Origin of the sequence: Thermophilibacter provencensis, from assembly GCF_900128445.1 — a bacterium.
GTDB classification, from domain to species: Bacteria; Actinomycetota; Coriobacteriia; order Coriobacteriales; family Atopobiaceae; genus Thermophilibacter; species Thermophilibacter provencensis.
On sequence record NZ_LT671417.1, the window covers coordinates 489,569 to 513,847 of the forward strand.

At 66.3% G+C, this 24,279-nt stretch carries 20 protein-coding genes and 2 tRNA genes; 19 read left to right on the plus strand and 3 right to left on the minus strand.

All coding sequences use genetic code 11. From position 1 onward, the window contains the following. Nucleotides 1–159: 159 nt before the first annotated feature. Together BQ7391_RS02130 and BQ7391_RS02135 are read left to right on the plus strand one after the other, a co-directional pair. Nucleotides 160–1,329, plus strand: coding sequence for a hypothetical protein (locus BQ7391_RS02130; RefSeq protein ID WP_129583892.1), 1,170 nt, complete (start codon nt 160–162; stop codon nt 1,327–1,329). Beyond that, nucleotides 1,268–2,689 carry a hypothetical protein gene (locus BQ7391_RS02135; protein WP_075279100.1) on the plus strand — a complete coding sequence of 474 codons (1,422 nt, stop codon included), beginning with the start codon at nt 1,268–1,270 and terminating at the stop codon, nt 2,687–2,689. The genes BQ7391_RS02130 and BQ7391_RS02135 overlap by 62 nt, the downstream gene beginning before the upstream one ends. Nucleotides 2,690–3,130: 441 nt before the next feature. Here the strand turns inward: BQ7391_RS02135 and BQ7391_RS02140 are convergent, their stop codons facing one another. Then, nucleotides 3,131–3,673 carry a biotin transporter BioY gene (locus BQ7391_RS02140; protein ID WP_075279101.1) on the minus strand — a complete coding sequence of 181 codons (543 nt, stop codon included), beginning with the start codon at nt 3,671–3,673 and terminating at the stop codon, nt 3,131–3,133. Between the two features lie 239 nt (nt 3,674–3,912). Here BQ7391_RS02140 and BQ7391_RS02145 point away from each other — a divergent pair. The 7 genes from BQ7391_RS02145 (at nt 3,913) to rpiB (ending at nt 8,804) form a co-directional block, all read left to right on the plus strand. Beyond that, nucleotides 3,913–3,987: transfer RNA gene (locus BQ7391_RS02145), tRNA-Gly, on the plus strand. Nucleotides 3,988–4,084: 97 nt separating this feature from the next. Next, nucleotides 4,085–5,365: an aminopeptidase gene (locus BQ7391_RS02150; RefSeq protein ID WP_408033460.1), complete on the plus strand. Its 1,281-nt coding sequence runs from the start codon at nt 4,085–4,087 to the stop codon at nt 5,363–5,365. Nucleotides 5,366–5,395: 30 nt separating this feature from the next. Next, nucleotides 5,396–5,471 (plus strand) — tRNA-Lys (locus BQ7391_RS02155). Nucleotides 5,472–5,799: 328 nt separating this feature from the next. Then, nucleotides 5,800–6,480, plus strand: coding sequence for a transaldolase family protein (locus BQ7391_RS02160; protein WP_075279103.1), 681 nt, complete (start codon nt 5,800–5,802; stop codon nt 6,478–6,480). Nucleotides 6,481–6,527: 47 nt separating this feature from the next. Further along, a complete protein-coding gene (locus BQ7391_RS02165; protein ID WP_075279104.1) occupies nt 6,528–7,358 on the plus strand; it encodes a transketolase in 831 nt (276 codons plus the stop codon). A gap of 1 nt (nt 7,359) precedes the next feature. Beyond that, nucleotides 7,360–8,304, plus strand: coding sequence for a transketolase family protein (locus BQ7391_RS02170; protein WP_075279105.1), 945 nt, complete (start codon nt 7,360–7,362; stop codon nt 8,302–8,304). Between the two features lie 32 nt (nt 8,305–8,336). Then, nucleotides 8,337–8,804 carry a ribose 5-phosphate isomerase B gene (rpiB, locus tag BQ7391_RS02175; RefSeq protein WP_075279106.1) on the plus strand — a complete coding sequence of 156 codons (468 nt, stop codon included), beginning with the start codon at nt 8,337–8,339 and terminating at the stop codon, nt 8,802–8,804. Nucleotides 8,805–8,895: 91 nt separating this feature from the next. Here the strand turns inward: rpiB and BQ7391_RS02180 are convergent, their stop codons facing one another. Then, a complete protein-coding gene (locus BQ7391_RS02180; protein ID WP_075279107.1) occupies nt 8,896–9,435 on the minus strand; it encodes a TetR/AcrR family transcriptional regulator in 540 nt (179 codons plus the stop codon). A gap of 145 nt (nt 9,436–9,580) precedes the next feature. On the opposite strand from BQ7391_RS02180, the gene glgB reads away from it, so the two are divergent. The 5 genes from glgB (at nt 9,581) to BQ7391_RS02205 (ending at nt 16,025) form a co-directional block, all read left to right on the plus strand. Next, complete coding sequence (gene glgB / locus BQ7391_RS02185; RefSeq protein WP_075279108.1) at nt 9,581–11,401, plus strand: 1,4-alpha-glucan branching protein GlgB; 1,821 nt, start codon at nt 9,581–9,583, stop codon at nt 11,399–11,401. A 416-nt stretch (nt 11,402–11,817) separates the two neighbouring features. Then, on the plus strand, nt 11,818–13,047 hold the full coding sequence (locus BQ7391_RS02190; RefSeq protein ID WP_075279109.1) for an argininosuccinate synthase: 1,230 nt from the start codon (nt 11,818–11,820) through the stop codon (nt 13,045–13,047). Nucleotides 13,048–13,224: 177 nt separating this feature from the next. After that, nucleotides 13,225–13,989, plus strand: a complete 765-nt coding sequence (locus BQ7391_RS02195) for a UBA domain-containing protein (protein ID WP_075279110.1) — start codon at nt 13,225–13,227, stop codon at nt 13,987–13,989. Beyond that, nucleotides 13,982–14,677, plus strand: coding sequence for a response regulator transcription factor (locus BQ7391_RS02200; protein WP_075279111.1), 696 nt, complete (start codon nt 13,982–13,984; stop codon nt 14,675–14,677). Before BQ7391_RS02195 ends, BQ7391_RS02200 begins: the two co-directional genes overlap by 8 nt. Then, nucleotides 14,658–16,025, plus strand: a complete 1,368-nt coding sequence (locus BQ7391_RS02205) for a sensor histidine kinase (RefSeq protein ID WP_083662049.1) — start codon at nt 14,658–14,660, stop codon at nt 16,023–16,025. The genes BQ7391_RS02200 and BQ7391_RS02205 overlap by 20 nt, the downstream gene beginning before the upstream one ends. A 171-nt stretch (nt 16,026–16,196) precedes the next feature. Here BQ7391_RS02205 and BQ7391_RS02210 read toward each other — a convergent pair whose 3' ends face one another. Further along, nucleotides 16,197–17,099, minus strand: coding sequence for a hypothetical protein (locus BQ7391_RS02210; protein ID WP_129583893.1), 903 nt, complete (start codon nt 17,097–17,099; stop codon nt 16,197–16,199). A 365-nt stretch (nt 17,100–17,464) separates the two neighbouring features. Between BQ7391_RS02210 and argH the strand changes: the two genes are divergently transcribed. The 5 genes from argH to BQ7391_RS02235 all read left to right on the plus strand — a co-directional run bounded on the left by argH (nt 17,465) and on the right by BQ7391_RS02235 (nt 24,214). Next, entirely contained in the window at nt 17,465–18,856 is a 1,392-nt protein-coding gene (gene argH / locus BQ7391_RS02215) for an argininosuccinate lyase (RefSeq protein WP_075279113.1), read from the plus strand. Between the two features lie 132 nt (nt 18,857–18,988). Continuing rightward, entirely contained in the window at nt 18,989–21,112 is a 2,124-nt protein-coding gene (locus tag BQ7391_RS02220) for an InlB B-repeat-containing protein (protein WP_129583894.1), read from the plus strand. 166 nt (nt 21,113–21,278) lie between these two features. Continuing rightward, a complete protein-coding gene (gene purB / locus BQ7391_RS02225; RefSeq protein WP_075279115.1) occupies nt 21,279–22,625 on the plus strand; it encodes an adenylosuccinate lyase in 1,347 nt (448 codons plus the stop codon). Between the two features lie 99 nt (nt 22,626–22,724). Next, nucleotides 22,725–22,985: a TIGR03905 family TSCPD domain-containing protein gene (locus BQ7391_RS02230; protein ID WP_075279116.1), complete on the plus strand. Its 261-nt coding sequence runs from the start codon at nt 22,725–22,727 to the stop codon at nt 22,983–22,985. Nucleotides 22,986–23,005: 20 nt separating this feature from the next. Then, a complete protein-coding gene (locus tag BQ7391_RS02235; protein WP_235858603.1) occupies nt 23,006–24,214 on the plus strand; it encodes a Tat pathway signal protein in 1,209 nt (402 codons plus the stop codon). The last annotated feature ends 65 nt before the right edge of the window (nt 24,215–24,279 follow it).

A 24,279-nucleotide genomic window follows, 5' to 3' on the forward strand; every position in this document is an offset into this window, starting at 1 on the left:
CGCACACCCCGCATCCCGCTTCCGCCTGCCGAGCGGCCCTGCGCGCCGCCCGGTACATCTGCGTCTTTTTAACGAAAGAAAAGCATAAGACGTATACTGTCTAGATTGTATGCACCCGGATGAGCACGTCTTTCGAGACTCTTCAAAAGGACGCCCAGTATGGCTATGACTCACGACTACTTGGATTACCTCAACCAGAGGGTCGGCATCGCTCCTGCGAACAGTCAGGAGGAGCTTCAGGCAGCCGAGACCATTGCGAGCCTCATGGGCCAGCATGACGTCGAACCCGCCATCGAGGAGTTTGACGTCCCCTCCGTTTCTGGATTGGTCCCCGCGATCATCTCCATCGCGATGTTCCTCGGCGCGCTTGTCTCGGGCTTTGGCGTGGGGGCTCTCACCCTCATCGGCTTCCTCCTCGCCGCCGTGCCGGCCGTGCTGGCTCTGCTGAGGGCGTTCGGAAGGGAGCCCTCCCTGGCAATCGGCCCGAGCACCAGAAGCCAGAACGTCATTGCCGTGCACCGGGCGACCGGACCGCTCGTGGTCAAGGGGAGCCGCCCCATCGTGGTCGTGGCGCACTACGACACCCCCCATGAGAACTTCCTCTACTCCACGGCCATTGCTCCCTACCTCCCGCTTGTCTCCCGCGTCTCGGCGCCCTGCTCGTATGCCGTCGCCGTGTGCGCGTTCGTCCAGCTGCTGGGCTTCATTCCAGCCCCCGCCCGCATCGTGTTCTGGGTGCTGGGCATCCTCGCGACGCTCCCCTCCGTCCTTCTCGCCGTTGGGGCGATCTATGAGCGCGTCTCCCCGTGCACCCTCGGGGCGAACGACAACAAGGCCTCCATTGCGTCCCTGCTGGGCGTGATGGAGAACGTGCGCCCGAGCGGTCTTGTCCCCACCCCTCGTCCCACCGCGGAGCCGGAGCCCGAGATCCCCGAGGAGGGGCCGGAGGAGCCCGCTTCTGAGGATGGTGGCTATCTCGCCGCGGAGCCGGCGGGAGCCCCGGTTCCGGAGGAGCCCGCGACGGCACCCGCCCCCTCCGTGCCGGTCACGCCTGCCGAGAAGGTCGTCGGCGTCCGCCACGGCGCCGAGGTCCTGCGCGCACTCGGCGTCCTCCCGGAGGACTGCGAGATTGAGTACGACCTGCCGCCCGTCGTTGAGGCGGCGCCCGCTCCGGAGCCCGCCCCCGTACGAGCCGCGGCCCCTGCCACCCTCCCGATAGACGCGGTCATCGGGATGGGCTCCCGCCCCCTCGCCGGAGCCCATCCCGATGACCGCGTCCGACTTCGAGCCCGAGCCCGAGGAGGAGCGCGACTCCGCGAGCCCGCTTGACACCATCCGTCAGGTTGCCGGGGGCCTTCTGGGGCGTGTCACGGAGATGGCGCGCTCCATCATCCCCGCCCCCGCCGACGGGGCCGATGATGCGGCGACGCCGCTCCCGTCCGATGAGGGGCAGGAGAGCGGCCCCGCAACCGCTTCCGCACCCATGGAAGAGCCTCAGCCCACGCCCGCCGCAGGGGCGCCCGAGCAGCCCGCTGATCCCCAGGCCGCACCGGCGGAGACCGTCGAGGAGACGGCGCCCTTCACCGCCGTCTCCGATGACCAGACCACTCGTGACGAGCTCCTTTCCACGGGCCGCTTCTCACTGGTGATGGACGACGAGACGAGCCACGGCGTCGGGCCGAAGGATTCCTCGGGGCTGAGCGAGCTGGGCGACACCGCTGACAGCCTTGACGCCACGCAGCCAACCGCCCCCGTCTCGGCCCCGCGGCCCAAGGCCCCGGAGGACCCCGAGTGGGGCAAGACGGACTATCGCCCCCAGGTCTCCAACGTCGCGCGGAGGGCGACCCTCTTTGACCTCCCCGACCCTAACGAGAACACCGTTGACCCGCTGGGCAGCACGGGCAAGACGCGCCCGACCAATTCCTCCACCGCCTCCGAGTCCCTCCCCGTCATTACCGCCGCAGATCTTCAGCCCGACGAGCAGCCCCTCGAAGACGAGGAGGGGCAGGGCGCTTCCCAGGGCGGCCTCTCGGGACTTCTGGGTCGTGCGAAGGGCCTCTTCTCCCGTCTCACGACGCAGGGCTCCGCTGAGCCCGAGGATGGCTCTGGGGACAACGAGGGCGACGACCCCATGTGGCGCGGCGGCGCGGCGGCGCGCGGCGGCCTCAGGCTTGTCGAGGACGAGGAGGCCGCCCCGACCGAGGAGGAGCTGCGCGACGCCGTCCTCTCGCTCGGGGACGACGAGCTCCTCGCCCACGACATCTGGTTCGTCGCCCTCGGCGCCTCCGCGCTCGACCACGCCGGCATGAGGTCGTTCCTGAGCAAGCACCGCCGTGACGTCCGCGGCGCCTTCGTGGTCAATCTCGACTGCGTCGGTGCGGGCGACCTCACCGTCCTCACGCGCGAAGGGGCCGACGTCCCGCGGCGCTCCGACCGCCGCCTCGGCCGTCTTCTCGCCAACGCGGCCCGAGACCTCCATGTTGAGATGGGTCAGGCTCGCTATGACTGGACCTCGACGGATGCCCATCCTGCCATGCGCTCGTCCATGCGCGCTGCGACGATCATGGGCATCAACGAGAATGGCCTTCCGGCCCTCTCCCGCACCCTCGACGACGTTGCGGAAAACGTCTCCGGTGACCAGGCTCACGCCGTGGCAGAGATTGTTACCGAGATGATCCGTCGATCCTAGGCTGCGCTCACATTAGCTCCCGAGGAGCCCCTCTCGCCGCCGTCGCGCCTTACGTGACGGCGGCGAGTCTTTTGAGCTGGGCACGGCCTGCGTGCCCAGCCGCGGGCGGGTGTCCGCCGCAGAGGCGGTCCCCTCCCACGAGAATCGCCATTGGTCCCTCTCGCAACCGTTCCGACCCCGTCTTCCTTCTCGCACCCTGTCGTCTTCTCCTCGAATCTCTCATGCGCCCTCCTCTCTGAGCGGGTCACACGATACGAGGGGGCACGTTCCGCTCCGTGACACGAAGCGTCTCCGACACTGACGGAAAGCTGCCAAGAGGTGCAAACAAAGATTTCCTACGAACTGTTCGATAGCCCCATTTGCTATGAAGACGCATAATCGAGCGCAACGCTCCGATCGTACGGGACGTCCGCCCTCCATGGGTTCTCCGCCGAGCGGGACCTAGGCGCTCGTCAGGGCCGACGGGCCACCGAGAGCGTGCCTCACGCGCAGCCCCGCGGCCACCCCAACGCCGAGCTTGATGACGTCGGGGAGCACGAAGGGAACGACTGCCGAGAGCGCCGCCGCAGGAAGTGAGACGGAGAGGTAGGCGGCGAGCTGCGCCGTCCCAAGCGCATAGGAGGTGGCGAGCATCACCACGGCACATATGGCGTGGCGGGCGGACTCGGGTAGCACGCGAAGGAGAAGAGCCGGGGCGCCGAGGGCGGTCCCGAGCAGAAAACCCCAGAGGAAGCCGCCCGTTGGCCCTATGAGCTGGCCCACGCCACCCGAGAATCCCGAGAACACGGGGAGCCCGAGCGCTCCCACGAGCAGGTAGAGCCCCACCGCGGAGACCGCGCCCCGCCCGCCGAGAATGGGAGGAAGCATGGCGAGCACGAGCGTCTGGAGGGTGAAGGGGACAGGCCCAAGCGGCACCGTCACCATGGCGGACACGGAGAGAAGGGCCACGGCCGCTCCGATGCGGCAAATCTGGGCAGCGCTCATGAGGACTCCCATCGCGGCGGCGCACGGTCCCGCGCCGCCGGCTTGATTGAATATGCAGGACACCAGTCTATCCCCTTGCTCGCCGCCGCTGCGCACGGGAGGGCAAAGGACCTATCGAGAGGCCGGGCCAAGAGGGAGATGGCCGAGCCCAGGGGTTTTGATTCGCTCGTGCGCATCGCGTGGACGCCTGAGGTGCCACCGTTCCTCTCGGCAGAGTGTGGTAGAATCAGCTCTCGCAAGCGGGCATCGCCAAGTGGTAAGGCATCAGCTTCCCAAGCTGACATTCGCGGGTTCGAGTCCCGTTGCCCGCTCCAGAAATTGTCAGGGCCCCGAAAGGGGCCCTTTCCATGTGGGTAGAACCTTTATGCGCGCGACGCGCGCCCGCATGAGATTGTCGAAAGGAACAGCATCGTGTCACCTCTGCCCATGACCGACGAGGAGTGCCGCGTCGCGACCGAGGCCCTCTCCAGTCAGCTCGACCTTTATGCCACCCTGCTCGTGAGGAAGGGGGTCTCCCTGCGCGAGGGCCAGGAGCTCGTTCTCCAGGCTCCCGTCGAGCGCGCTGACTTCGCGCGGCGTGTGGTCGAGGCGGCCTATCGCGCCGGGGCGGGCCACGTGACCGTCATCTGGGCGGACGACGTCGTGTCCCGTCTCACGTATGAGAACTGCCCCCTCTCGTTCTTCGAGCACACGCCCTCCTGGCAGGTGGAGCAGCTGAACTCCCTCGCCGAGGACGGCGCGGCGTTCCTCTTCCTGGAGGGGTCCGATCCCTCGGCCCTCAAGGGCATCGACCCTGCCAAGCCGGCCGCGGCGTCCAAGGCGCGCAACACCGAGTGCCGATCCTTCCGCGACGGCATGGACTTTGGCCGCAATGCCTGGTGCATCGCAGGGGTCCCCGTCGAGGCCTGGGCGCGCGAGGTCTTCCCCGACGCCTCCCCTTCCGAGGCGGTTTACCGCCTGTGGAGGCTCATCCTCGAGGTTTCCCGAGCGGACGGGGAGGACCCCGAGAGCGCCTGGGAGACCCACAACGCCTCCTTCGAGAAGACCAAGCGCTACCTCAACTCCCATCGTTTCGACGCGCTGCGCTATGAGTCGAGCAACGGCACCGACCTCACGGTGGGGCTCACCGACGGCCATATCTGGGATGGCGGCGCGGGGCGCACGCAGTCCGGCGTGACCTTCTTCCCCAACATCCCCACCGAGGAGGTCTTCACCTCGCCCGACCGCATGCGCGCTGAGGGCATCGTCTACTCGTCCATGCCGCTCGTGCGCTCGGGGCAGATCGTGCGGGACTTCTGGCTGCGCTTTGAGGGTGGGTGCGTGGTCGACTATGGTGCCGAGCAGGGCAGGGAGGTGCTCCGGCACATCCTCGAGACCGACGAGGGCGCCCGCCGGCTCGGTGAGGTGGCGCTCGTCTCCAAGAACACTCCCATCCGTCAGAGCGACACGCTCTTCTACGACACGCTCTATGACGAGAATGCAAGCTGTCACCTGGCCCTGGGGATGGGCTTTCCCGAGTGCATCGCCGGTGGGGTCAGCCTCAGCAAGGACGCCCTCCTCGCCCGCGGCGTCAATCAGAGCAGCACGCACGTCGACTTCATGATCGGCTCGGAGGACATGAACATCTACGGCGTTGCCGCCGACGGAACGGAGACACCCGTCTTCGTGAACGGCCAGTGGGCCTGGGAGTAGCACGCGACTCCGTGATAGAATCGTCAGCGCGCGCCCTTAGCTCAGCTGGCAGAGCAGGGGACTTTTAATCCCAAGGCCCAGGGTTCGAACCCCTGAGGGCGCACCATCGCACTATGGCAGGCCAGAGGCCGTTTTGGTCTCTGGCCTGCTTTCGTGCGCACGTCGTTTCCAGGAACCTCCGGCCCGCCCGCCCTTCTCGCCATTTGGGCCGCGCCGCTCGGGAATTCAAACCAAGTCGAGGAAGAGGGGTGTAAAGAGGGGCGATTATCAACCCAAGACGCCGACCTCGCCCGCGTTTGACCCCATGCCGTGTATCATGCCGTGTAGTGGTGTTTCTCGGTATCCATGCTCATGAGGGAAACGCACGTCTACTATGTACGATGCCAGTTGGGACGGATGACCGGCGCGAGGCGCCGGGCAGAAAGGGGAACGTCATGAAGTTCTTCATCGACACCGCCGACCTCGACGAGATTCGCGAGGCGGCGAGCTGGGGCGTTCTGTCCGGCGTGACAACCAACCCGTCCCTCTACGCCAAGACGGGCGGCAAGCTCGCCGACTTCGAGCCGCATATGGTCAAGATTTGCCAGATCTGCGAGGGCCTGCCGGTCTCGGCCGAGTCCACCGCCGCGACGACCGAGGCCATGGTCGAGGAAGGTCGCCGCCTTGCCGCGCTTGCCCCCAACATCGTGGTCAAGCTGCCGATCTGCGAGGCGTCCCTGCCCGCGACGCACCAGCTCGCCTCCGAGGGGATCCGCGTGAACATGACGCTCGTCTTCTCCGCTCCGCAGGCCCTCCTCGCCGCCCGCGCCGGCGCGCGCTACATTAGCCCCTTCGTCGGTCGCTTCGACGACATCGGGGACGAGGGCCTCGACCACCTTGCCGAGGTGGTCACCGCGGTCAAGAACTACACCTACGGGTACTGGGACGAGGAGGGCGGCCCCGAGATCATCACCGCCTCCGTCCGCACGCCGCATCACGTGACGCAGGCCGCGCTCATGGGCGCCGACATCGCCACCGTGCCGTTTGGCGCTCTCAAGAAGTGCCTCAAGCACCCGCTCACCGACCAGGGCCTCGCCAGCTTCGAGGCTGACTGGAAGAAGGTCACCCAGGCCTAGCGCCGCCGCGCAGGCCGTCCCCCGCAGACACCCGAGAAGGAGAACACATGACCGATGACGAGCTCAGGAAGGTTGCCAACGAGGTCCGCAAGGGCATCGTCGTGGGCACCCACGCCGCCAAGTCGGGACACCCCGGCGGCTCGCTGTCCGCCGCCGACATCCTCACCTATCTCTACTTCGAGGAGATGAACATCGACCCGAAGGACCCCGCCAAGGCGGACCGTGACAGGCTCGTCCTCTCCAAGGGCCACGCGGCACCCGGGCTCTACGCCGTGCTCGCCGAGCGCGGCTACTTCCCCAAGGAGGATCTCGAGACGCTGCGCCACATTGGCAGCCACCTGCAGGGTCATCCCAACATGAACGACACCCCGGGCGTGGACATGTCGACCGGCAGCCTCGGACAGGGAGTCTCGGCCGCCGTGGGCATGGCGCTTGCGTCCAAGGTCTGGAACGACGGCTACCGCGTCTTCGCCATTCTCGGCGACGGAGAGATCGAGGAGGGCCAGGTCTGGGAGGCCGCGATGTTCGCTGGCAACCACCAGCTGGACAACCTCTGCCTGGTCGTGGACCACAACGGCCTGCAGATCGACGGCACCATCGAGGAGGTCAACTCCGCGATGCCCATCGCCGACAAGTTCCGCGCCTTCAAGTTCCACGTGATCGAGCTTGCCGACGGCAACGACATGGGTCAGATCCGCGCCGCCTTCTCCGCTGCGCGCGAGGTCACCGGACAGCCTGTGTGCATCGTCGCGGAGACGGTCAAGGGCAAGGGGGTCTCCTTCATGGAGAACGAGGTCGACTGGCATGGCAAGGGACCGAACGACGGTCAGTACGAGCAGGCCCTCGCCGAGCTCGAGGCCGCTGGGAAGGAGCTCTAGGATGGCTGACGTGAAGAAGGTTGCTACGCGCGTGAGCTACGGCGAGACGCTCGTCGAGCTGGGTGCCGAGCACGACGACTTCGTGGTGCTCGATGCCGACCTCGCCGCCTCCACCCAGACCGGCAAGTTCAAGGCGGCCTATCCGGACCGCTTCTTTGACGTGGGCATTGCCGAGCAGAACCTCATGAGCCTCGCCGCCGGCATCGCCACGACCGGTCGCACGGCCTTCGTGAGCAGCTTCGCCATGTTCGCTGCCGGCCGCGCCTGGGAGCAGGTGCGCAACTCAATTGGCTATCCGCACCTCAACGTGAAGGTCTGCGCGTCCCACGCCGGGCTTTCCGTGGGCGAGGACGGCGCGACCCACCAGTGCTGCGAGGACATCGCGCTCATGCGCGCCATCCCCGGCATGACGGTCGTCGTCCCCGCGGACGACGTAGAGGCGCGTGCGGCCACCCGCGCGGCATACGAGCACAAGGGGCCGATGTACCTGCGCCTCGCCCGCCTGGCGACCCCCGTCATCAATGATCGCGATACCTACGAGTTCGAGCTCGGGAAGGGCATCGTCCTGCGCGAGGGAACCGACGTCACGATCGTGGCCTGCGGACTCATGGTTGGCGAGGCGCTCTCCGCCGCTGAGGAGCTCGCCTCCCGCGGCGTTTCCGCCGAGGTGATCAACATCCACACGATCAAGCCGATTGACTCGGAGCTCCTGCTCGCGAGCGCCGCCAAGACCGGACGGGTAGTCACCGCCGAGGAGCACTCCGTCATCGGCGGCCTGGGCGACGCCGTGCTCGCCGCCCTGGCCGAGCACCCCGTCCCGCTGCGCAAGCTCGGCGTGAACGACGTCTTCGGCGAGTCCGGCCCCGCTCTCGACCTGCTGCACAAGTACCATCTCGACGCCGCGGGCATCGTCTCTGCCGTCGACGGCCTCCTCGCCCAAGAGTAGCCCCTCTTCATCTGTCTGATAGGGAGAAGAACATGAAGCTCGCCATTGGCAACGATCACTCTGCGCTTTCCATCAAGGCCGAGGTAGTCGAGCATCTGAACGAGCGCGGTGACGTGGAGCTCGTCGACGTGGGCACCAACTCATCCGAGAGCTTCGACTACGCCATCAGCGGCTATCGCGTGGCGCGCCTCGTCGCGGACGGAGAGGTCGATGGGGGCATCCTCATCTGCGGCACGGGCGTCGGCATCAGCCTCGCCGCCAACAAGGTGCACGGCATCCGCGCCTGCGTCTGCTCGGAGCCGTACTCCGCCGAGCTCTCCAAGCGGCACAACGACAGCAACATCATCTGCTTTGGCGCTCGCGTCGTTGGCCCCGAGGTGGCCAAGCAGATCGTCGACGCCTGGCTGGGCGCTGAATTCGAGGGCGGCCGCCATGCCCGTCGCGTCGCTCAGATTATGGAGATCGAGGAGACCCAGAGCCTCTCCGCCGCCGAGGAGTAAAAGGTCTGACAGAGGTTGACAAAGGTGACAGGGTCAACTGTCATGATTTTCATGACAGTTGACCCTGTCACCTTTGTCAACCTCTGTCAGATCAGAGCCGTGCCATGGCCTCGGCAGCCTCGGCGATGGCGTCGATGACAATCTGGCGGTCCTTCTCGGTAACCCCGCGCGCGTAGCGCATGTAGGTGGCGTGACTCCCATACACCTGATAGGTGAGCAGCACGTTAAAGCGAAGATCGTCCGCGAGCTGGGGGTTCTCTGCCAGGACGCGCCCACGCAGCTCGCGCTCGACGCTCTCCACGAGGGCATGCTCCTCCCCGCGCGAGAAGAGCGTGTCAACCTCGTCCCCATGCACGATGAACGTCGAGAAGAGCTCGCTCGCAAAGCGGCGTGGGTCTGAAAGGAGTGCGCCCGGCACCTTCAGCTCGTCGATCACCCGGCGCACGAGCTCCTCCTGCAGCTCGGCCGAGAGATCGATTATGCTGTGGTAGTGCAGGTAGAACGTGGCCTTGCTGACCTCCGCGCGCTCGCAGAGCTCCCGGACCGTGATGCGCGCAAGCGGACGATCCCTCCTCAGGCCGAGAAACGCCGCGCGCAGAGACCTCAGGGTCTTTCTCGTTCTTAGGTCCATTCCTTGTCTCCTTGTCAGAACTGTCCAGTAATGGACGAAGGCCGAGAGCCGTAGATGGTCGTTTCAGGAACCTCTGGGTATATTGATACTAGTCAAATAATAGACGGTAGTTTAGAAAAGCTTGCTGCCGGGGCTGGGGGCGGTCATGAGCACGTGGGAGAGCGTTGACCTGAGGGCCTTCTACGATGGGCGGGAGTTCGAGGCATGGCGCTGGATGGGCTCGAGGCTTGCGGGCGACGGTGCTGACTTCCGCGTGCTCGCGCCGGCGGCCTCGGGAGCGAGCGTCCTTCTCGGCACGCCCGACGGCGAGACGCGCGAGGTGCCCATGACGCGCTGCCTCAACGGCGCATTCCTGGAGGCGCACGTCCCCGGCGCGCGCGAGGGGGACCGCTACGAGTACCGCATCTACCTGCGCGACGGGGGCTTTCAGGACCACTGCGACCCCTATGGTCAGGAGATGGAGCTGCGGCCCGCACACCGCTCCGTGGCGTGCGACCTCGGCCACTACGAGTTTTCCGATGACGCATGGATGGCCTCCCGCACGGCCTGCCAGGACCGGCCGCTCAGCATCTACGAGCTCCATGCCGGGTCGTGGCGAAAGCCGGGGCCGGACCCGGACGCGTGGTACACCTACGACGAGCTCGCCGACCTGCTCATCCCGTACGTGAACGAGCTCGGCTGCACGCATGTGGAGTTTCTCCCGCTCGCCGAGCATCCCTTCGACGGCTCCTGGGGCTATCAGGGCTGCGCCCCCTTCTCGGCGACCAGCCGCTACGGCGCGCCCGAGCAGCTCATGGGCCTGGTTGACCGCCTCCACCAGGCAGGGGTTGGGGCGATATTGGACGTCGTTCCCGTTCACTTTGCTATCGATGCCTGGGGCCTCGCCAACTTTGACGGCACCCCGCTCTACGAGTATCCCAACGATGCCGTGGGCGTCTCTGAATGGGGAAGCCACAACTTCATGCACTCGCGTGGCGAGGTGAGGAGCCTGCTCGCCTCTGCGGCTGACTTCTGGCTGGGCGCCTACCACTTTGACGGCCTGCGCCTAGATGCCGTGAGCCGCATCGTCTACTGGCAGGGCGATGAGAGGCGCGGCGTCAACGGCATGGGCGCCGACTTCCTGCGCGAGCTCTGCGATGGCCTGCACGCCCGCCACCCCGGCTGCATGCTCATCGCCGAGGACTCGAGCGGCTTTCCTGGCGTCACGCGGCCCACGGCAGAGGGCGGTCTGGGGTTTGACTACAAGTGGGACCTCGGCTGGATGCACGACACCCTCTCGTACTTCCAGGCGTCCCCGGAGGAGCGCCGGCACGCCGAGGGCCGCCTCACGTTCTCGATGATGTACTTCCCCAACGAGCGCTATCTGCTGCCTCTGAGCCACGACGAGGTGGTGCACGGCAAGGCCACGATTGCCCAGAAGATGAACGGCGGCTACGACGGCAAGTTTCCGCAGGCCCGGGCGCTCTATCTCTACATGGTGGCGCATCCGGGAAAGACGCTCGACTTCATGGGCAACGAGTTTGCCCAGCTCCGCGAGTGGGACGAGAAGCGCGAGCAGGACTGGTGCCTTCTGGAGTATCCCCTGCACGATGCCTTCCTGCGCTTCCGCCGCGAACTCGGAGCGGCATATCGCGCGCACTCCGCGCTCTGGGAGCGCGACTACCGCGCAGACGGCTTTGCGTGGCTCGACTGCGAGCAGCTGGCCCCGTGCTGCACCGCCATCCTGCGCAGGAGCGAGGGAGAGCGGGTCGCCGCCCTCTTCAACCTCGACTCGGCCGAGCACGAGTACGCGGTTCCGCTGCCTGAAGATGATAAGGGCGCGGTCGGAGTGACGGTCCTTCTCGACACTGACTGGCAGCGCTACGGGGGCTCCACGCCGGATGGGGAGACCGTCTGCCACATTGGGGACGGCGTGCTCGTGGTCAGGCTGGCCCCGCTCTCGGGCGTGTTGGCGCTCCTGGCATAGGCGTTTGATTTGCTGACAGGGGTGACGGGGTCAACCGTCATGAATCATTCATGACGGTTGACCCCGTCACCCCTGTCAGTCACCCCGTCAGCAAATGTTTCAAAAATGAGTCACTTCTCGCCGAGGGGATGGTCGGACCCCGTTCAAGTCCTATAGTCAGCCTCGTCAGACAGCCGCGGACCAATAGCCCGCGCCCGCTCAACTACTGAGGAGGCCAACGTTGATGAACGTTCACAGCGCGCACGTGCCCGCTGCCGCCCTCCTCGCCACCCGACGCCAGAACCGACGAATCACGCCCTAGATGTCGCGTGTCGCTCCCGCATGCCGGTTCTTATCGCCAGACCATGCCCAGCGCCCCGCGACGTCGGGGCATTGTTATGAAGACGTAGTTCACCCAGGACGAAAGGGAAACCATCATGGCTGAGAAGGAAAAGGTCGTACTCGCGTACTCCGGCGGACTTGATACGTCCGTCATCGTCAAGTGGCTGCAGATCGAGAAGAACCTCGACGTTATCGCCATCTGCGGTAACGTGGGCCAGGACGAGAAGGACCTCTCTTGGATCAAGCAGAAGGCCCTCGACATGGGCGCCATTGCCTCCGAGGCCATCGACATGCGTGCCGAGTACGCCGAGAAGATCCTCTCCAAGGCGATTTGGGCGAACGGCAAGTACGAGGGCGTGTACCCGCTGCTCTCCGCACTCAGCCGCCCGCTGATCTCCAAGCACCTCGTGGACATCGCGCACCAGTACGGCGCCAAGTACATCGCCCACGGCTGCACCGGCAAGGGCAACGACCAGGTGCGCTTTGAGACCTGCATCCGCGCGCTCGACCCCGAGCTTGAGATCATCGCCCCCGTGCGCGAGTGGGACCTCACCACGCGCGACTCCGAGATGGAGTGGGCCGAGGCCAACGGCGTGCCCGTGCCCACCACCAAGAAGAAGCCCTACTCCATCGACGACAACCTCTGGGGGCGCGCGATTGAGTGCGGCGTGCTCGAGGACACCTGGAACAAGCCGCCCGCGGACATCTGGACGATGACCAACAACCTCGAGGACTGCCCCGCCGAGCCGGAGGAGGTCGTGATCTCCTTCGAGGAGGGCATCCCCACCGCCATCAACGGCGAGAAGATGGACCTGCTCAGCCTCATCATCAAGGCCAACGAGATCGCCGGTCGCAACGGCTACGGCCGTATCGACATGATCGAGGACCGCGTCGTGGGCATCAAGAGCCGCGAGTGCTACGAGTGCCCGGCCGCGCTTCTGCTCATTCAGGCGCACCAGACGCTCGAGCAGCTCTGCCTCGATGCCGAGACGCTCAAGCAGAAGGCAAAGATGGACGTCGAGTGGGCCTCGACCGTCTATCGCGGCCTCTGGTTCTCGCAGAACCGCAACGCCATCGACGCGTACAACGCCTACACGCAGAAGTACGTGACCGGAGACGTGCGCATCATCCTCTGCAAGGGCGGCCTGTTCGTGGATGGCGTGCGCTCAGCCTACAGCCTCTACGACTACAACCTGGCTACCTACGACGAGGGCGACGCCTTCGACCACTCCGCCGCCGAGGGCTTCATCGTTCTCCACGGCCTGCAGTCCAAGACCTGGTCCAAGGTTCAGGGTCCCGGCTCCGGCCTCCAGCCCGTTCACTAGTCTGCTAATTGGGGACAGTCCCCAATTTACATACGGCCGGCCGGGGGCATCCCGACCGGCCGTTCTTTGTGCGGCAAAACCAAAGACAACGTTAACCGCGCCTCAAGCTACGGTTAATCTTGGCCTGTGACCATGGTTTCAGGATGAGATTGGCCGGCAACGAGAGGGGCGGTCGCCATGGAGAGAATAGAACTGGTCGAGCTCGTGCGCGAGAAGGCCGACGTCGGGTACACGGACGCCAAGGAGGCGCTCGATGCCTGCGGGGATGACCTTCTTGACGCGCTGGTCTGGCTTGAGGCGCAGGGTCGCTCCCAGACGAGGACCGCGCATGTCACCACGGCCGCCCCGTCGGAGGGCATCTCCGGCGAGATGTACGCCGCTCAAGCTGGTTATGCACGCTCGTCCCAGTCAGGGCTGCGCGTGCTGACGCGCTGGCTGGGTTCCGTGCGTGACGCGATTGTCCGGGCGATCCGGCGCGGCATGGAAACCAAGGTTGTCTCACGCCGCGGGGGAGATCGGCCCCTGACGCTGCCGCTGCTGGGTACCGTGCTGGGAACGGCGGCGTGGCTGATGCTCGTGCCCCAGGCGCTGCAGGGCTACTACCATGTCTGGGGAAACCTCACTCCGCTCATTCTGGCGTTTCCCGTCGCGTGGTTCTTCTACCTTGTCTTTGCCTGTCGCATAGAGCGGCCTGATGCAGAGTCCTCTCCGGTTTCTCGGGCTGTTCCGTCCGCCTCGGCGCCCGCTGTCCCGCCGCGGCCGATGACCACGCCGGCCCCTCCCGCCGCGCCCGCGACTCCCGCCGCGCCCGCGGAAGATGGCCCCTCAGAAGAGGGCGCGTCACGCGCGGCCGACGAGCCGGAAGTCGACATGGAGGGCGCCGAGCGTTCAGACCCCGACGACGTTGCAGGCCCCGCCGACGAGGACTCCGACCATGACTAGAATCCTGCTCGTCGAGGACGAGGAGAAGCTCGCTCGCTTCGTCGAACTCGAGCTCGCCCACGAGGGCTACGAGGTCGAGCGAGTTGCGGACGGGCGCGCTGGCGTGGAGCGTGCGCTCGGCGATGACTTCGACCTCGTTCTTCTCGACATCCTGCTTCCCAAGCTCAGCGGCATGGAAGTGCTGCGCCGCGTCCGGCGCGAGAAGAACGTGCCAATCATCATGCTCACGGCCCGAGACGCCGTTATGGACAAGGTGGCCGGGCTCGACGCCGGGGCGGACGACTACGTTACCAAGCCGTTTGCAATCGAGGAGCTGCTCGCCCGCGTACGCGTGGCGCTCAAGCGCCATGCGGCCTCCTCTCCCGCGGCGTCTGGAGATCCCGCCCCGCGCCCGCTCGCTGCCTGCGGCGTGACGCTCGATGCTGAGCGTCACGAGGTGACGGCCCTCGGCGAGCCCGTTGAGCTGACGGCCCGCGAGTTCGAGGTGCTTCACTCCCTCATGGAGCACGTCGGTCGCGTCCTCACGCGCGAGCAGCTCGCGCGCGAGGCCCTGGGCTATGACTACGTGGGCGAGACCAATGTGGTCGACGTGCACATCGCCCATCTGCGAGCAAAGCTCGACGATCGCTTTGGGATAAAGCTCATCACTACCGTTCGAGGGGTGGGCTATGTCGTCAGAGAATCCTGACGCGGCAGGCGCCGACTGCCCGAGACAGCCCGAGGAGGCGTCAGGGGTTTCGGCCCCCGATGCCGCCCGAAGGTCTTCGTCCATAGCCCGTCGCGTTGCGTGGAGCTTCTGGTGGAGGCGCCTCGTTCGGTGGGTGCTCGTCGACCTGCTGGCCCTTCTCGCTGTGCTGGCAGCCCTGTGGGTGGGATATGCTCGCTACTTGCCGGAGGGCGCGCTGACGTACCACGGCCTCGTGCCGACCGAGGGTACCTCGCTCGCCCTCGCCTGGGGCCTTGGACCTGATTCGAGCGGTCTCGGGTCGCTTGCGCTCCGGGTTGTCCCGGCGGCGGGCGGAGAGTGGTTCTTCCCTGTGGGACGCGACCTGCTCGTCCTCTGGCCTGCCGGTGCCCTGCTCCTGGCCCTTGAGGCTCTGAGCCTGATGGGCATCTTCTCGGACATCAGGCGTGTGCGCCGCCGTCTGAAGCCGCTCAACGCCCTTGCCCTCCGGGCTGAGGCGCTTGGCTCCAAGGACATCATAGACGCGAGCAAGATCGAGAGCCTCGAGCAGGCGATCGAGCGCGCGGGCGTGGACTCGCCCCAGGTGTCGACCGGCGTGGAGGACCTTGCGAGCATCGAGGTCGCGCTGAATGGGCTTCTGCGTCAGATGCAGGAGGCCAAGCTCCAGCAGATCCGTTTTGTCTCGGACGCGAGCCACGAGCTCCGCACCCCCATTGCGGTGATTCAGGGATACGTGAACATGCTCGACCGCTGGGGCAAGGATGACCGCGCCGTGCTGGAGGAGTCCATTGCCGCCCTCAAGGTCGAGGGCGCGCACATGCAGGAGCTCGTCGAGCAGCTGCTCTTCCTGGCGCGCGGGGACTCGGGCCGTAACGTGCTGGAGCGGGTGCCGGTGAACCTGGCCGCCCTCGTGCTTGAGGTGGTCGACGAGTCCGCCATGATTGACTCGGAACACGACTATATGTTGGGGTTTGGCCGGAAGGCGGCGGAGGATGCGCGCTACGTGGTGATAGGCGACGCCTCGATGCTCAAGCAGTCGATTCGTGTGATGGTGCAGAATGCGGCGCGCTACTCTTCGGCGGGGACTGCGGTGACCCTGGGGGTCTCGGCAGACGAGGAGAGCGTCTCCTACTCGGTGCGCGACGAGGGCATTGGCATGACCCCTGAGGAGGCCACGCATGTCTTCGAGCGCTTTTGGCGCGCCGACGCCGCGCGAGACGTCTCCAAGGAGGGGACGGGCCTGGGGCTCTCCATCGCCCGATGGATTGTCGAGCGCTACGGTGGGACTATCGACCTGGTCTCGCGCGAGGGGGTGGGGTCGCGCTTCACCGTGCGGATACCGCGGACGTGAGCGCCCTTTGTCCGGTGTAGAGACGGCGTCTCCGGAGGGTGTTTCGGAGGGTCCCGATAAATAATCCGCCCTGTGGCGTCATTGGCAAAACGCCAACTGGCCTTTTGTTAACTTCCGGCGCCACAGGGCGGATTAATTTTGGCGAGCCCGCCGGGATTGGGCGTTGGTGGGCTAGCAGGGACCGAGCGACTCACCGCCTTCCCACGGCAGCAGGGACCAGATGAGCCTCTGCCGCGCCCTCGTCTCTTCCGGGTCCCAGACCTCATCGGTGAGCACGTCTTTTGCGCGCGGCCCGCCGAGGCGCTCCGATGCCATGAGCGCCTCAAGGATGACGATGTCGAGTCCGCCGTGGTCAAACAGGTCCTCAGAAACGACCGACATGACAATCCGGCCCTGGGCGGCCAGTTCTCGGTCCCTCCTCCTATCATCAACGTACTTCTGACGGAGGGAGGCCAGCGCGCGGCCAAGCTCGTCTTTGTTCTCGGCCGCCGTGGCAACCGATTCGAGGTCGAGGTGCCCGCGCCCGTCGTAGTTAAAGCCCACGGGACAGTCATCGAGGACTATGTCGGGCACGCGGGCGTTCGCGCACCCCCTTCTGACGAGCTCCCACGGATTGTCCTGCCGCTCGTTGAGGTGGATTCTTCGGATTCCGTATCCGTGCTCGGTGACGGGCTTCTTGAGGAGCAGCGCAATGGTCGCCTCCATTGCGGACCAGGCGTTGTCCTCAATGCTGAGAAGGGCGCGCCGCGCCGCGTTTGTCCCGGTGAGCCTGTGTGTCTCTTCTATGAAGGAGCGGATGCTCGCAACGTCTGTGACGGGGCTGAGCCCGTGGGTGACCTTTCCAGACCGAGGATTGAGAGGATCGCGACAGAAGCTCCCGCACAGCTCATATCCCAGCAGACCGAGCGCGGCGGGTTTCATGATTGTGGCAAGCTCAACAAAGAGGAGCTCAGGGCAAGGAATCGCAAGGCTCTCCCCAAGCCGGAGAAACGACCCCTCGGGAAGTCCCGAAAGATAGAGGGTGTTCTTGAAGAAAGAGGCGAGCGGCCGCGCGCCCTTTGAGGGGACCGCCACGTAGACGGGCCGCGAGCTGCTTGGCGGGTCCGAGAGACCGAGGAGCTGATGAGGGATGATCCGCGCGGTCCACCGGTGCTGCGGATGGGGATCGGGCTCGGGGAGGCCGCAGACCTGGGCGGATGCGTATTCCCCCGAGGCCCTCACGTGACGAAGAAGCGCGAGCGCAGACAGCTTGTTGACGCAAAGACGCACGGGACCTCAACTCAACCTGATTACTGTTATATAACAGAATTAATGTACTAGATAAGTGGTATAACTCTAGAATATTCAATAAAATCAAAGAAACAAACATTGGGCACCGCTTGGCCGGGGTCATCCCTTTGGTAAGCTAGACGCGTCAAATCGAGAGCAGGGAGGCTGCGATGGCGCTGTGGGGCGGCAGGTTCGAGAAGGGCGTGGACGCGTTCACGCAGGAGTTCGGTGCGAGCCTCGAGGTCGACAAGAACATGGCTGCCCAGGACATTGCCGGTAGCCGCGCTCACGCCCGCATGCTGGCCAAGCAGGGGATCATTTCTGCCGAGGATCAGGCTGCGATCGATGCGGGGCTCGCGGACATCGCGAGCCAGATCGAGGACGGCACCTTCGTCTGGGACGTCAACGACGAGGACGTTCACATGGCCGTGGAGGGCGCGCTCACGCGCAGCATCGGTGCGGCCGGGGGGCGCCTCCACACGGGCCGCAGCCGCAACGACCAGGTGGCGACCGACATTCGCCTTCTTGCCAAGGACCTCTGCGACCAGCTGCTCGCGGGCAACGTCGCCCTGCGCCGCGTCCTCCTCGAGGCGGCGGAGAAGAACCTCGACGTCGTGATGCCCGGCTACACGCACCTCCAGCACGCCCAGCCGGTGCTGCTCTCCCACCACCTGCTCGCGTACTTCTGGATGTTCTCGCGTGACTTCACCCGTCTCGCCGCGGCGCGCGTCGCGGCCGACGCCAACCCTCTCGGCGCGGCCGCGCTCGCCGGAACCACCTATCCGCTCGACCGCGAGTGCACCACGGAGCTCCTGGGCTTCTCCCGTGCTATCCCCAACTCGCTCGATGCCGTTTCTGACCGCGACTACCTGCTCGACCTCGAGTACGCCTGCGCCGTGGGCATGATGCACCTCTCGCGCCTGTGCGAGGAGATCGTGCTGTGGAGCTCCACGGAGTTCGGCTTCATCACGCTCTCGGACGCGTACTCAACCGGATCCTCGATCATGCCGCAGAAGAAGAACCCCGACTTCGCCGAGCTCACGCGCGGCAAGACCGGCCGCGTCTACGGCGACCTGATGGCGCTTCTCACCACGATGAAGTCGCTGCCGCTCGCCTACAACAAGGACCTCCAGGAGTGCAAGGAGGGCCCGCTCGACGCCGCGCGCACGCTCTCGGACTGCATGGAGATCGCCGCGGGGATGGTGGAGACCTGGACCGTGAACGCCGACGTCATGCTCGCCCAGGCGGGCACAGGATTCTCTGCCGCCACGGACGTGGCCGACTACCTTGCCAAGAAGGGCATGCCCTTCCGCGAGGCGCACCGCGTGGTGGGCGAGCTCGTGCTCTACTGCGAGAAGCACGACAAGGGCCTCGAGGACCTCACGGCTGAGGAGTTCGCCGCCGCGAGCCCGCTCTTCGAGGAGGACGTTGCGAAGGACCTCGACCCGGCCGGCATCGCCAACGCACGCGTAACCTACGGCGGGACCGGTCACGACGCGGTCGTCGTACAGCTCGACGAGGCCCGCGAAACGCTTGAGAAGGACGCGGCGAGCGTCGCCTAAATCAGATATAACCATTCACCGACTTGACCCCCTCGTCTGCCGACGAGGGGGTTTGCGTCTGCGGCAAATGTGCAAGTAGGGGCATCTTCTCAGTAGGTATCCCTCTATTCCTACGCGAGAAGGGCGGGAACTATGAGACGGGATCGCAGATGGGCCGCTTGGCCCCTCGCGGTGCTGCTCGGCACCGCGCTCACCCTCGCGCCCGCACTCGGGGCACACGCGTATGCCGTAGAGGGTGATGCTACCGGCGGCTCGACAGGCGTCGTCGAGCAGGGGGATCCCGCGGGAACCCCGCTCGACGCCGAGGCCCTCGCCGCCGCGATCGATGCGGGCGGCGAGGTGACGCTGACCACCGATGTGACGCTTGGGGACCTGCTGGACGTGACCAAAGACGTCACGCTCGACCTCAATGGCTTCACGCTGACGGGAGCTCTGCGCGCGAAGGGCGCGAACCTGACGGTCATTGACTCCAGCGAGGGTCAGACCGGCTCCATGGTTGACCCCTCCGACGAGTTCCCGCTGGTGAAAGGCGACGGGGCTATGGTCGTCGTCTTGGGCGGGACGTTCCACGTGGAGCCCCCGGAGGGCTTTGTCCCGGAGGGCCATGAGGTGATCGAGAAGGACGGCGTGTGGCTGGTGTGCGCGGTCTCGGAGCCCGCGCACACGCACGAACTCGTTGCCCACAAGGAGACTCCTGCGACCTGCACGACGTCGGGGACAAGGGCGTACTGGGAGTGCCTCGGCTGCGACGGAATCTTTGCGGATGCGGCCGCAACGACGGAGGTGTCGCGTGACGAGCTGGGGATTGCGCCCGCCGGTCACGACCTCGTCCCCGTGCAGGAGGTTCCATCCACCTGTGCCGCCCCTGGCACCGCTGCCCACTGGATCTGCGAGGGCTGCGGCACGCTCTTCGGGGATGACAAGGCCGAGCGGGCCGTGGCCGCGGACGAGCTGGCGCTCCCGCTGGCGGCACACGACCTCGAGTACGTTCCCGAGGTTCCCTCCACGTGCGTTCAGCCCGGGACGACCGAGCACTGGCACTGCTCCGTCTGTGGCGGGCGCTTTGTCGACGAGAGTGGCGCACAGGCCGTGAAGCTCGACGAGCTGGCGTTCCCGCTCGGAGCCCACGAGCTCGAAGCCGTCGAGGAGGTTCCTGCCAGCTGCACGGAGCCCGGAACGGCCGCTCACTGGGCGTGCGCGCTCTGCGGCAAGCTCTTCGCTGACGAGGCGGGAAACGCCGAGGTGACAGCGGAGAACCTGGCCACCGCTCTCGCGCCCCACTCGCTCGCCAAGGTGGGTGGGACGCCCGCGACCTGCACCGAGCGGGGTGTTAGCGACCATTGGAAGTGCACCGTCTGCGGCGCGCTCTTCTCTGAGGAGACTGGCACGACCGAGGTGACGACCGAGCAGCTCAGGACCGCTCTCGCGCCCCACGCGCTCACGGCCGTAGCGGAGGTTCCCGCCACCTGCGAGCAGACCGGCGTCGCGGCGCATTGGCGCTGCGCCAGCTGCGGCGGTCTTTTCAAGGACGAGGAGGGCACGCAGGCAGTCTCCATTGATGACCTGGTCGTCCCGTTTGCCGCGCACAAGCTGACGGCGCACGCCCCCAAGGCGGCCACCTGCACCGAGCCGGGCAGCCTCGCCCACTGGACGTGCGAGGTCTGCGGCAAGACCTTCCTGGACGACCGCACGCTTGAGCCTGCGGGAGACGTTGTCGTTCCCGCGACGGGCCACAAGGCCGTCCATCACGAGCGCGTCGCGCCCACGACCAAGTCGGCGGGCCGCGCGGAGTACTGGGAGTGCTCCGCCTGCGGAAAGCTCTTCTCTGAAGAGGGCATGACCAAAGAGACCACGAAGGACGAGCTTGCCCTGGCCAAGCTCGGGGTCTTCACCGTCACCTTTGACGATTGCCTCAAGGGTACGGAAGACGTCGCCTATGAGGTGACCGAGGGCCGTGCCACGCCGCGGCCCAAGGACCCGTCCCTCAAGGGATGGAAGTTCGAAGGCTGGTACGTCTATGACGGCGGATGGGCACGCGAGGCATACGACTTCGACGCCGTCGTGACCGAGGACCTCACGCTCTACGCCAAGTGGAGCGAGCTTCCGGACGCCGAGGCCGCAGGCGAGAAGGACGCGGAGCCCACGATCCCCGAGACCGGCGACGACCTCAACGCCGCCGCCCCCGTGGCAATCGCCCTGGTCGGGGTCGCGGCGCTCGCGGGCACCGTCATAGCGCGGCGGCGCGCGCGGAGGTAGCGCGCCCGGACATATGACCAAACGCCGTCATGACGACGGCGCCTTCGGGGCCTCGCCTTGAGCGGGGCCCCGCTCGTTTGTGGGGCGTCCGTCGGGCCATGCTTCTCACCCCGCGCCCTGCGGTAAAATCAATCCGTCGGACGCGCGCCTAAGCCGAGGAGGCCTCATGATCGATCGCTACACCCGTCCTGAGATGGGCCACATCTTCTCCCTGGAGAACAAGTACCGCATCTGGCAGGAGATTGAGGTCCTGGCCTGTGAGGCGCACGCCGAGATGGGCAAGATCGGCATCACGCGCGAAGAGGCCGCCTGGATCCGCGAGCACGCGGACTTCAACAAGGACGAGGTCGACGCCATCGAGGCCGTGACCAACCACGACGTCATCGCCTTCCTCACCAACATGGGCGAGTACATCGACCGCGATGTCCCCGAGGGCGAGCCCAAGCCGTCGCGCTGGGTGCACTTTGGCATGACCTCCTCCGACCTCGGCGACACGGCACTCTGCTACCAGCTTGTCCAGGCCACCGACATCCTCATCGAGGACTGCAGGAAGCTCGGCGAGATCTGCAAGCGTCGTGCCTTCGAGGAGCGCGACACCCTCTGCGTGGGGCGCACCCACGGCATCCACGCCGAGCCCATGACCTTTGGCATGAAGTTCGGCAGCTGGGCGTGGGAGCTCAAGCGCGACTACGGCCGCCTCAAGGACGCCCGTGCCAACGTGGCCTTTGGTGCCATCTCCGGCGCGGTGGGCACCTACTCCTCCATTGACCCCTTCGTCGAGGAGTACGTCTGCGAGCACCTTGGCCTGGTCCACGACCCGCTCTCCACGCAGGTCATCTCTCGCGACCACCACGCCTACCTCGCCGGCGTCCTGGCCACCACCGCCGCCACCTGCGAGCGCATCGCCACGGAGATCCGCAATCTCCAGAAGACCGACACCCTCGAGGCGGAGGAGCCGTTCCGCAAGGGGCAGAAGGGCAGCTCGGCCATGCCGCACAAGCGCAATCCCATCACCGTCGAGAAGGTCTGCGGACTCTCCCGCGTGGTGAAGGCCAACGCGCAGGTTGCCTTTGACAACGTGGCCCTCTGGCACGAGCGTGACATCAGCCACAGCTCCGCCGAGCGCGTGGCGCAGGCTGACAGCTTCATCGCCCTCGACCACATGTTCCAGTGCCTCACGCGCATCGTGGACGGTCTGATTCTCTACCCGGCGCAGATGCTCGCCAACCTCAATAAGACGAGGGGCCTGATCTTCTCCTCCAAGGTCCTTCTTGCCCTGGTGGAGACGGGCATCACCCGCGAGGAGGCCTACGCCATCGTGCAGGAGAACGCCATGGCCACCTGGCGCGAGGTCCAGCAGTGCGCCGGAGGCACCACGTTCCGCGAGAAGCTCGAGGCCGACCCGCGCTGCACCGTGCCGGCCTCCGAGCTGGACAAGATCTTCGACCCGCGCGCCTTCCTCACGCGCGCCGGCGTGGTCTTTGACCGCTTGGAGCAGCTCAACTTCGATTAACCGTGCGCCGTGCAAAAGGGACAGTCACTTTTGCACGGCGGCGACCGACATCAGAGAGCGTGCAAAAGTGACTGTCCCTTTTGCACGGGAGGAGCGGACATGCACTATGACTTCACCCCGCGCGGGGTCTGCTCGCGCGCCATCCACATCGACCTCACGGACGACGGCAAGACCATCGAGCAGGTCTCCTTCGAGGGCGGCTGCAACGGCAACCTCAAGGCGGTGAGCAAGCTCGTCGCCGGCCACCCCGTCGAAGAGATCGTGGGCATCCTCTCGGGCAACACCTGCGGCCCGCGCCAGACCTCATGCGCCGACCAGCTCGCGCGTGCCCTCACCGAGGCCACGGGCCAGGCGCGCTAGCGATAAGGACGGTCGATCCGGTGAGGTTCCCCAAGCTCAAGATGACGCGCCGGTCGCTCTTCAAGGCGACGGCCGTCGGAGGCGTGACCGCGGCCGCGGTCGGCGTTCTGGCCGGCTGCACGCACGACGCGAACGACACCGAGGCAGACCCCACTGTGGTCGACGAGTCCGAGGCGGACGACATTCTCTCGGAGTTCGAGGGCGTAGACACGACGCTCGCCGTCGAGGGGTCGTGGACCCTGCCGCTCGGCAACGTGCTCCATCCGGCAGAGGGTACGTGGATTCCTGTCACCACGGCGGGCTCCTCCGCCACGCCGATGGTCACTGGCTCCGCCCTCTCGCTCGCGTCCGGCGAGCTCGTTGAGGTCGTCCCCGAGCCGGTCAGTGGCGCGGCGACGTCGGTCATCTACGACGCTCGCTGCTCGGACAGCGTGTACGCCTGGATCGAGCTCGACCTGGTGACGAGGGCTTGGTCGCTCCACGCGTCGTCGTTTTCCGCCGGCGCGCTCACGGGCGAAACCAAGACGCTCTGGGAGGGCACCTCGGATTATGATCCGGCGCCCTTCGCCGTTTCTGGGTCTACCGTGGTCTGGCAGGTCCAGCCGTCGACGCTCGGGAGCAAGACGCAGGAGCACTCCTTCTGCTACATCTGGCACGCCGGGGACTCTGACGCCCAGGCGGTGGTCGAGTCCCCGGGCCGCTTCGCCACGTGGCCGACCGTCTCGGGCGAGGTCGTCACGCTCGCACCCCGCGTCCGCGCCTCGGAGGGGACCTACTACGGAGTCACCGCCTACTCACTCTCTGACGACCTCAATACGAGGATCGACCAGCTCGTCATGCCCCAGGGCGTGCGCCCGTTCCGCGCGACGCGCGTTGGCGACCGGTTTCTCGTCTCGGTTGAGGCGAGCTACAGCACCGGCGGGCTCCTCGGGCAGATGGGCACCTACATCGGGACGTCCTCGGCCGGCTTCTATCGGCTCAACCGCGAGCCGTCCGAGTGCGGGTGCGGCAACGGAGACCTGTTCATCGTCAAGAGCAATGCCACATACCTCGTGCTCGACCTCGCCAATCGCCAGTACTCGGCGCTGCCCTCGGCAGACCGCATCGTCGACTATGGCGAGTATCCCGCTCGCGTGGGAGAGTGCGACCTCTTTGTGACCTTCTCGACGGTCAAGGACGCGGACACTGGCTACCCCGCTTCCGTTGCGGTGCGTACCTTCCGCCTGTAACTTGGAATCTCCAGCGCCCCGGTAGGGTACACTAGGGTCATCCACGGACCGGACTGTCCGGAGAC

Bases quoted from the DNA above. Each gene is read 5' to 3' on its own strand.
- BQ7391_RS02130 (WP_129583892.1), top strand. From the start codon at position 160: ATGGCTATGACTCACGACTACTTGGATTACCTCAACCAGAGGGTCGGC.
- BQ7391_RS02135 (WP_075279100.1), top strand. From the start codon at position 1,268: ATGACCGCGTCCGACTTCGAGCCCGAGCCCGAGGAGGAGCGCGACTCC.
- BQ7391_RS02140 (WP_075279101.1), bottom strand. From the start codon at position 3,673: ATGAGCGCTGCCCAGATTTGCCGCATCGGAGCGGCCGTGGCCCTTCTC.
- BQ7391_RS02160 (WP_075279103.1), top strand. From the start codon at position 5,800: ATGAAGTTCTTCATCGACACCGCCGACCTCGACGAGATTCGCGAGGCG.
- BQ7391_RS02165 (WP_075279104.1), top strand. From the start codon at position 6,528: ATGACCGATGACGAGCTCAGGAAGGTTGCCAACGAGGTCCGCAAGGGC.
- BQ7391_RS02170 (WP_075279105.1), top strand. From the start codon at position 7,360: ATGGCTGACGTGAAGAAGGTTGCTACGCGCGTGAGCTACGGCGAGACG.
- rpiB (WP_075279106.1), top strand. From the start codon at position 8,337: ATGAAGCTCGCCATTGGCAACGATCACTCTGCGCTTTCCATCAAGGCC.
- BQ7391_RS02180 (WP_075279107.1), bottom strand. From the start codon at position 9,435: ATGGACCTAAGAACGAGAAAGACCCTGAGGTCTCTGCGCGCGGCGTTT.
- glgB (WP_075279108.1), top strand. From the start codon at position 9,581: ATGAGCACGTGGGAGAGCGTTGACCTGAGGGCCTTCTACGATGGGCGG.
- BQ7391_RS02190 (WP_075279109.1), top strand. From the start codon at position 11,818: ATGGCTGAGAAGGAAAAGGTCGTACTCGCGTACTCCGGCGGACTTGAT.
- BQ7391_RS02195 (WP_075279110.1), top strand. From the start codon at position 13,225: ATGGAGAGAATAGAACTGGTCGAGCTCGTGCGCGAGAAGGCCGACGTC.
- BQ7391_RS02200 (WP_075279111.1), top strand. From the start codon at position 13,982: ATGACTAGAATCCTGCTCGTCGAGGACGAGGAGAAGCTCGCTCGCTTC.
- BQ7391_RS02205 (WP_083662049.1), top strand. From the start codon at position 14,658: ATGTCGTCAGAGAATCCTGACGCGGCAGGCGCCGACTGCCCGAGACAG.
- argH (WP_075279113.1), top strand. From the start codon at position 17,465: ATGGCGCTGTGGGGCGGCAGGTTCGAGAAGGGCGTGGACGCGTTCACG.
- BQ7391_RS02220 (WP_129583894.1), top strand. From the start codon at position 18,989: ATGAGACGGGATCGCAGATGGGCCGCTTGGCCCCTCGCGGTGCTGCTC.
- purB (WP_075279115.1), top strand. From the start codon at position 21,279: ATGATCGATCGCTACACCCGTCCTGAGATGGGCCACATCTTCTCCCTG.
- BQ7391_RS02230 (WP_075279116.1), top strand. From the start codon at position 22,725: ATGCACTATGACTTCACCCCGCGCGGGGTCTGCTCGCGCGCCATCCAC.